At 47.1% G+C, this 7,104-nt stretch carries 4 protein-coding genes and 1 pseudogene; all 5 read right to left on the bottom strand.

From position 1 onward, the window contains the following. Positions 1-59: 59 nt before the first annotated feature. The 5 genes and pseudogenes from FD32_RS04670 to rnjA all read right to left on the bottom strand — a co-directional run bounded on the left by FD32_RS04670 (position 60) and on the right by rnjA (position 6,867). Positions 60-950, bottom strand: a complete 891-nt coding sequence (locus FD32_RS04670) for a sulfite exporter TauE/SafE family protein (RefSeq protein ID WP_047767806.1) — start codon at positions 948-950, stop codon at positions 60-62. Between the two features lie 87 nt (positions 951-1,037). After that, complete coding sequence (pepI, locus tag FD32_RS04675) at positions 1,038-1,928, bottom strand: proline iminopeptidase (protein ID WP_047767808.1); 891 nt, start codon at positions 1,926-1,928, stop codon at positions 1,038-1,040. 18 nt (positions 1,929-1,946) lie between these two features. Continuing rightward, a pseudogene (locus tag FD32_RS04680) lies at positions 1,947-3,420 on the bottom strand (peptide MFS transporter). A gap of 262 nt (positions 3,421-3,682) precedes the next feature. Next, on the bottom strand, positions 3,683-4,870 hold the full coding sequence (locus FD32_RS04685; RefSeq protein ID WP_047767810.1) for a CPBP family intramembrane glutamic endopeptidase: 1,188 nt from the start codon (positions 4,868-4,870) through the stop codon (positions 3,683-3,685). A 155-nt stretch (positions 4,871-5,025) separates the two neighbouring features. Continuing rightward, on the bottom strand, positions 5,026-6,867 hold the full coding sequence (gene rnjA / locus FD32_RS04690; protein ID WP_047767812.1) for a ribonuclease J1: 1,842 nt from the start codon (positions 6,865-6,867) through the stop codon (positions 5,026-5,028). Between the last annotated feature and the right edge of the window lie 237 nt (positions 6,868-7,104).

A 7,104-nucleotide genomic window follows, 5' to 3' on the forward strand; every position in this document is an offset into this window, starting at 1 on the left:
TTTTGTTAAATTCCGAATGGAGCTTCTGATTCAGAGGCTTTTTGTCACAACCCCTTCTTTTATTCTGCCGCCAATTTAAATTTCCGGCTTCCCTCAATCAGCATTAGGGCTGAGGTGTAAACCATTACCAAGATCACCAACCACATTATGAACGTCACGTTCAAGTGCTTGACGAAATGAATAGCAACGAACACTCCTAGGCAGCCACAGGCCGTGATTGAGATTGCCGGGGCGCGGGCATAGTCATCACGTCTAATAAACTCACCAGCAGCAATCGGCATTACAGACGCGCACGAGGACATCATAATAGGAAAAGCAACCAACGGACTCAGGCCAAGTAAGTACACGAGGGCCATGCACGGTGCGTAGAGACCAATACCAACATTCATCAAAGAGCCTAAGATAAAGTTGACAGCACAGGCAACGACTAGTTTCCACCCATATAGGCCCGTAGCAACGTTGTGGGCCCCTAGTTTAGTGGTTACCCCCGTAACAGAGAGAACCATCAAAACGGCCGTGACGGCTAACGCACACCCCACCGTTACCTGCACCTTCTTTTCATCGAAGCGAACCACGATTCGGGAACCAATGAACGCCCCCAACATTGCTGACAACATCATCGTTAATAGCGTCAGGCCACTAACCTTAACCATCTTGATGTAGGAAAGGGCCTCGGTCATCACCGGGATGGCACAGGCGGCATTCAAAGTTCCCGGGAGCAAGCGGTCATTCTTCAAAGATTTGGTCAACTTTAGTAGCATCGTCGTTGGGGCAAAGGACCCAATCCCTAATGTATCAAAGAAGTTAGTCGTAAAGCCAATGGGCCCCGTAACCAACATGTTACCGTCATTGATTCGTTTCCGATTGACGAAGAGGTCATGACCGTAGTTATATACCTGGTAAAGTAAAAGTGCCCCTAAGATCAGCCGGGTCAGCAGTGTTGCATCCATTTCTCTTTCTCCTCAAGTTACTTATTAATAAAAAGCTTATGGCAAAAATTAATTCTACCATAAGCTTTTCTTTTTTGCTAAAGATTGTTAATCGTTTGCGTTCAACCACTTGATTATGACCCGCTCGTAATCGTCGTGACGCTCCACAAACGACATGTGCCGACAGTATTCGAAGAGCTGCCACTGAGAGCGCGGGATGCGGTCGGCCATCGTTTTGGCAATGTAGGGTGTGCAGAGGTCATCGGTCCCACTAGTAATCAGCATCGGGGTCGTAAGTTCCTTAAGTTGGTCAAGGTAGTCATAGTTCTTGAGATTCCCCTCCGGATTATATTCGTTGGGTCCCCATCCAGTCAGGTAGGCAACAGTTCCCGCCCTTTTCTTACGCCGTAACGGTTCTGGATTGTCCGCCGCTGGGGCTGCACTGCAGTGCTGTTCCATGAACTTGGCATTAGCGCGCTGGTAATCCGGAGCAGAGTAGTCGCCGCTCGCCTCCGCCCTGGCAATTGCCGCCTGGTCAGCCGGCGCCATCAGTTTAATCAGGCGGTGCAACTCCTTGCCCCACATCCAAGAGGCCGGGAGAGTACTGGCTAAAATTCCCGATTTGACACCTTTGGGAGCGTGGTCACAAAGGTAGATAATTTCTAGCATCCCACCCCACGACTGGCCTAGCAAGTGGACTTGATCAAGACTAAGATAGTCGCGCAGGGCGATGAGTTCCTTTACCCAGGTTTCTTGATTATAGACTTGGTCGGCCTGGTCATCAGGCATCGAAGATTTCCCACAGCCAATCTGGTCATACATGACCAACTGACGGTGGCCCTTTTTTGCAAGGTCGTCTAGGACCTCAAAGTAGTTATGGGTTGAACCCGGCCCACCATGAAGAAGAAGGAGGGGTGCTTTAGTGCTCTTCTCCCCCACAATCCGGTAGTAAGTCTGGTATTTGCCAAAGGGCATGTATCCTTCTTGAACTCTAACCATTATTTTTCCTCCTCAGGCCTAGACATTGACTAAACGGGATAACAGCCCCCGCATTGAGAACAGAACCGGCGCCCCAACAACGGCAAAGGCACCGACGATTTCAAAATACATTCCAGCGTTTGGGACACTATAAAGCTTAACCAGCTGGGCATTAAAGGACTGGGCGGCAGCATCCCCCAAGAACCAGATACTCATCATCTACGCAGCAAAGGCTTTTGGAGCCAGTTTGTTGGTTAAAGACAGGCCGGATGGTGACAAGAAGACTTCCCCAACTTCAATAATGGCTAGACTCAAAATTAGCCACCAGCCAGAGAACTTAGCCCCTGCCACGTGGGTGTTGATTGGAATCAGGAGAACCAGGAACGAACAAGCCGAAGCTAACAGGCCAACCGTAAACTTAGTCGTCGATGATGGCTGGTGCTTACCCAATTTTGTCCAGGCAGCAGCTACTACTGGTGAATAAATCAAGACGAACAGGGCGTTGAAGCCGGTAAACTGGCTTGGCTTGATATGGAAGCCAAACAAAAGCAGGTCAGTCATCTGTTGGGTCACCAACGGAAAAATCGTCATTGTCTGCTCATAAATTGACCAGAACAACACGCTAGCAATGAAGATCACGATGTATGCCAAGACATTGTGGCGGTCCTTACTGGTAATCTTCGGGCTGCGTAAGATATTGAAAAAATACGCGGCCGGGAGTAGAATCCCGAGAATCGTGATGATAAAGATGATGTTGTTGATGTTAAGCAGGTGAGTTAACTGCATACCTACCAGGACGATAACAACCAGGGCAATGACCCAGGAAACCTGCTTAATAACCTTTGTCTTCTCTTCCGGCTTGATGGGGTCACTAGGCTCTAGGCCATCCTTAGCCAGGTACTTTCTCTTCCCCATGCTGTATTGGATCAAGCCAAAAATCATCCCAATTGTCGAGAGGGCAAAGCCGGCATGGTAACTGTATGTTTGGCCGACCCAACCAATAATGAATGGCGCCAAAAGAGAACCGAGGTTGATTCCCATGTAGTAAATATTAAAACCGGCATCCCGCAGGGTATCATCCTTACTATATAGTCCCCCAATCATGTCAGAGATATTGGGCTTCAGAAAACCGGTTCCTAAAACAATGATGACAATAGAAACGTAAAGACCCACAAAACGGAGTGGGAGCACTAGAATAAAGTTTCCCCAAGGCAATCAGCACCCCGCCCAAAAAGACGGTTTGCTGGGCTCCCAGCAAGCGATCACTGACAAAGCCACCAATCACACTTGACATATAAATCAGGGCCCCATAAATGGCAACAATTGAGGTGGCAATCGGGGTATCCATCCCCAGGCCACCCTTTTGGAAACTATCAATCAGGTAGAACAATAGGATGGCGTGCATACTATAGTAACTAAATCTTTCCCACATTTCAGTGAAAAACAGGGTCGATAGTCCATGTGGATGGCCAAAGAAGGCTGTATCCTCCGTCTTCGTCCCTCTTCTAATCATACTTGTGCATTCCTTTCAATAACATCCAATAACATTAAAGAGCTAGTCAATAATGTTAAAAATGTAAGTTATATAATAATTATAGTCTTTCTTTATGCATAAAGCAGTTGTATCTTAGGCCAAATGTTTCTTTAGAAAACGTTTCCAATATTTTGTTCAAAAAAGCGAAGCTGGGAAAAATAAGAGCGCGCCATTGATCGTAATCAATGGACTTGCTCCGCGGCACTTGATACTAGGAGCATGCTTTCTCAGCTTCGTTTAATTAATAGTGAATTTGAAAATCGAAATGCTGTTCATCACCGGTTAAACGGGCAACATGCCGGTTCATCACGTGACGCCGCTGGCCGTACATCATCCAAACCGCAATTAGGACAAAAAAGGCAACCTCAACCAGGGTGGTAACCCAATCATCAAGGGTCAGCTTTCCCGATATGGTGGTGGATTCAGATGCAACAAAACTCGTCCAGTCTAGTAAGCCGTGCATCAACATTGCCAACCAGAGCTGCCCAGTATAAACATACACCACCGCAAAAAAGAGACCAATTCCGGCTGCGCCAATCACCTGAAACAGAGTGTTTCCCCAGTTTTGCGCGAAAACGTTCACCAGATGGGCAAGTCCAAACAAAATACTGCTTGTGGCCAGGACCAGGGGCAAACGCTTTTGCCAGTGACGCCATGCATAAAAAAGTACCCCCAAGATGGCAAAGCGGAACAGAGTTTCTTCCGCCACGCCAGCCTCAACAGCGGTCAGAAAATACCGCCAGTCGGACTTAGTGATGTCAATATTTCCACCAACGTTTAGGTAGGTAAAGGCCAGGTCGATTAATACCAACCCACCAAGAATCCACCAGTTAAAGTCTCCTGACCACTGCGGCTTTAGGCCCGGCCAAGATAGTTTCCAGGCTCGCATTACCGTCGTAATCAACACGAAGTAGGCAACAGCTCCGACGGCTCCACTGGCAAGCAGTAGATACAAGAAATGGTTGTCGATTAGGGCATCTGGAAAGGCTGCCAAGGCGATAAAAACTACCTGAAAAGTTGAAATTGCAAAGATAAAGCGCTCAATGCTCGTCTTCAACTGCCCACCAATCACACTGGCGAACGGGGCAAACATTACTAAATAGTATAAGATCATTAGGGAAACAACTCCCCGTGAAGGTAGTCGCAGGAGGGTAATAATTTCCCGGGTAATAACGTCCCATGTAACGACCTGAATAAGGGGCTGGGTCAAACCCTGGAGCCAACTATTCAGGCGTTTAACAACTTCCGGCAAGTTAGGCAATAATTCCACTGCCAGGCCGATTGCCAAAATAATCACGGTCGGCAAGAGGTGTGCTACCACTATGTGACGGCCAAGTTCAAAATTCCGGACCATCATCATCGCTAGAATCAGTAATGTCGCCCCAATTTGAACCCGATACCAGATTCGTAAATAATCTCTTCCGGTCATTTGGTTTCTTCCTCTCTAAATAACTAAAATAATTGCTAATATTGATAATACCAGAGTTTTCAAGTAGTTTTAAGTGGTCAATTACAAAAGTATTAAAATAGCTCCTGACAGCCGATAACGATACCGACTATCAGGAGCTTTTGTAACCGAACCGCCTAAGCTTTTACAGTTTCCTTTTTATGGTGGTCCTGCTTGTTATGTTGCTTTCCCTTTTCACTATGTTGTTGGGAGCGTTTTTCCTTGTTTTGCTTATTGTTATTACGGTGGTTAGGGTGACGGTAGTGGCGGTTTTCTGCCCGATTGTCACCGTTAAGAATCGTAATCATCGGAATAATTACTGGTCGCCGTCCGGTCCTTTCAAAGAGTAACTTCTGTAGCCGACTAACGATTGTCCGGTTGAGGGCCCGTTGGTCAACATGCTTATGGTTCTTAAAGGTGTTAAGGATAGCCCAGAAGACTTCATGATTAGCAGCCTTGATCAATTCTTGAGATTCATGCATGTAAACGAAGCCTCGGGAAACAATGTCCGGACCAGCAACAATCTGGTAGTCCTTTAAGTCAACAACCGCAATTGCCGTGACCACCCCTTCTTCCGAAAGTAGGCGCCGTTCACGGATTTCTGGGTTACCAACTGTATCACCCGCGTCACGACCATCGATGTATACATCGCTGACACTGTCAATGTGGTCAGCCAATCGGCAACTATCCTTTGTCAAGGCCAAGACGTCACCATTTGCCAAGATGAAGGTATTCTTCTTCGACACTCCGGTCATTTCTGCCAGCTTAGTGTGAATTTTCTGCATCCGGTATTCGCCATGAACTGGAGCGAAAAACTTTGGCTTCATCAACCGCAGCATAAATTCTTCATCAATTTGGCCACCGTGACCAGAGGTGTGGATGTTGTTAACGTAACCGTGGATAACATTAGCACCGTCTTCTTCCAATTTATTGATCAGGGAATTAACACTAGTGGTGTTCCCCGGAATTGGGTTACTGGAAAAGACAACCGTGTCCCCCTGTTGGATACTGATTTGTCGGTGGGTACCCTTAGCAATCCGACTCAGTGCGGCCATTGGTTCACCCTGGGATCCGGTACACATAATCAAGACCTTCTCCGGTGGGTAGTTGTTAATCTCGTTTTGGTCAATCAGGGAATCCTCAGGAATGTTGAGGTAGCCGAGTTCCTGACCAGCCGCAATGGCATTTTCCATACTCCGCCCGAAGACGGCAATCTTCCGGCCCTGGGCGATGGCCGCATCCGACGCTTCCCGCAGCCGATAAACGTTTGAGGCAAACGAGGCGAAGATGATCCGACCCTTGATTCGTTCAAAGATCCGCCGGATATGGATATCAACCCACCGTTCCGACTTGGTGAACTGGGGACGTTCGGCGTTCGTACTATCAGAGGTCAACAGAAGGACCCCTTCATCACCAAGCTTAGCCATCTGCTGAAGGTTAGGACCTGGCAAGTGGCCAACCGGGGTCAGGTCAAACTTAAAGTCCCCGGTCTGGATGATTGTTCCCTGGGGAGTGTGAACCGCAACCCCGAGGGTGTCCGGAATTGAGTGGGTCGTCCGGAAGAAGCTGACCCAGAGCTTCTTGAAGTGCACCTCATCGAACTCGTTGATCTCGTGAAGTTCTGCACTCCGTAAGAGGTGCTTTTCGTCTAGCTTCCCCTTAATCAACGACATTGCAAATGGACCGGCGTAGATTGGCACATTTACCTTTTGCAGGAAGAACGGAAGTCCCCCAATGTGGTCTTCGTGACCGTGGGTGATGAAAACCCCCTTAATCTTATCCTTGTTTTCAATCAGGTAGTCGTAGTTTTGGATAACGTAGTCGACCCCTAACAGCTCATCTTCTGGGAAAAGGACCCCACAGTCAATGATGATAATTTCGTCTTGGAACTGAACACAGTACATGTTCTTACCAATTTCGCCAAGGCCACCCATGGCGTAAAAGGCAACTTCATTATTCTTAATTTTTAATTTTGCCATAATACCTTCCTTTACTAGATTTACTTAGATTAACAAAACAACCGTCATAACGGAAAAGTAAGTAAGCTAAAAGAGCCGCTTTGTTGGTACAAGGTCGGCAATAATTATTCAGCTGTTTACTATCATTTAAAATCCGTACATAAAACTAATGTTATTCTACCACATCTAGTTACAGTAATTCAAAAAAAGGGGTTGTGACAAAAAGCCTCTGAATCAGAAGCTCCATTCGGAATTTAA

Origin of the sequence: Limosilactobacillus panis DSM 6035 (assembly GCF_001435935.1) — a bacterium.
GTDB lineage: Bacteria > Bacillota > Bacilli > Lactobacillales > Lactobacillaceae > Limosilactobacillus > Limosilactobacillus panis.

Bases quoted from the DNA above. Each gene is read 5' to 3' on its own strand.
- FD32_RS04685 (WP_047767810.1), bottom strand. From the start codon at position 4,870: ATGACCGGAAGAGATTATTTACGAATCTGGTATCGGGTTCAAATTGGG.
- pepI (WP_047767808.1), bottom strand. From the start codon at position 1,928: ATGGTTAGAGTTCAAGAAGGATACATGCCCTTTGGCAAATACCAGACT.
- rnjA (WP_047767812.1), bottom strand. From the start codon at position 6,867: ATGGCAAAATTAAAAATTAAGAATAATGAAGTTGCCTTTTACGCCATG.
- FD32_RS04670 (WP_047767806.1), bottom strand. From the start codon at position 950: ATGGATGCAACACTGCTGACCCGGCTGATCTTAGGGGCACTTTTACTT.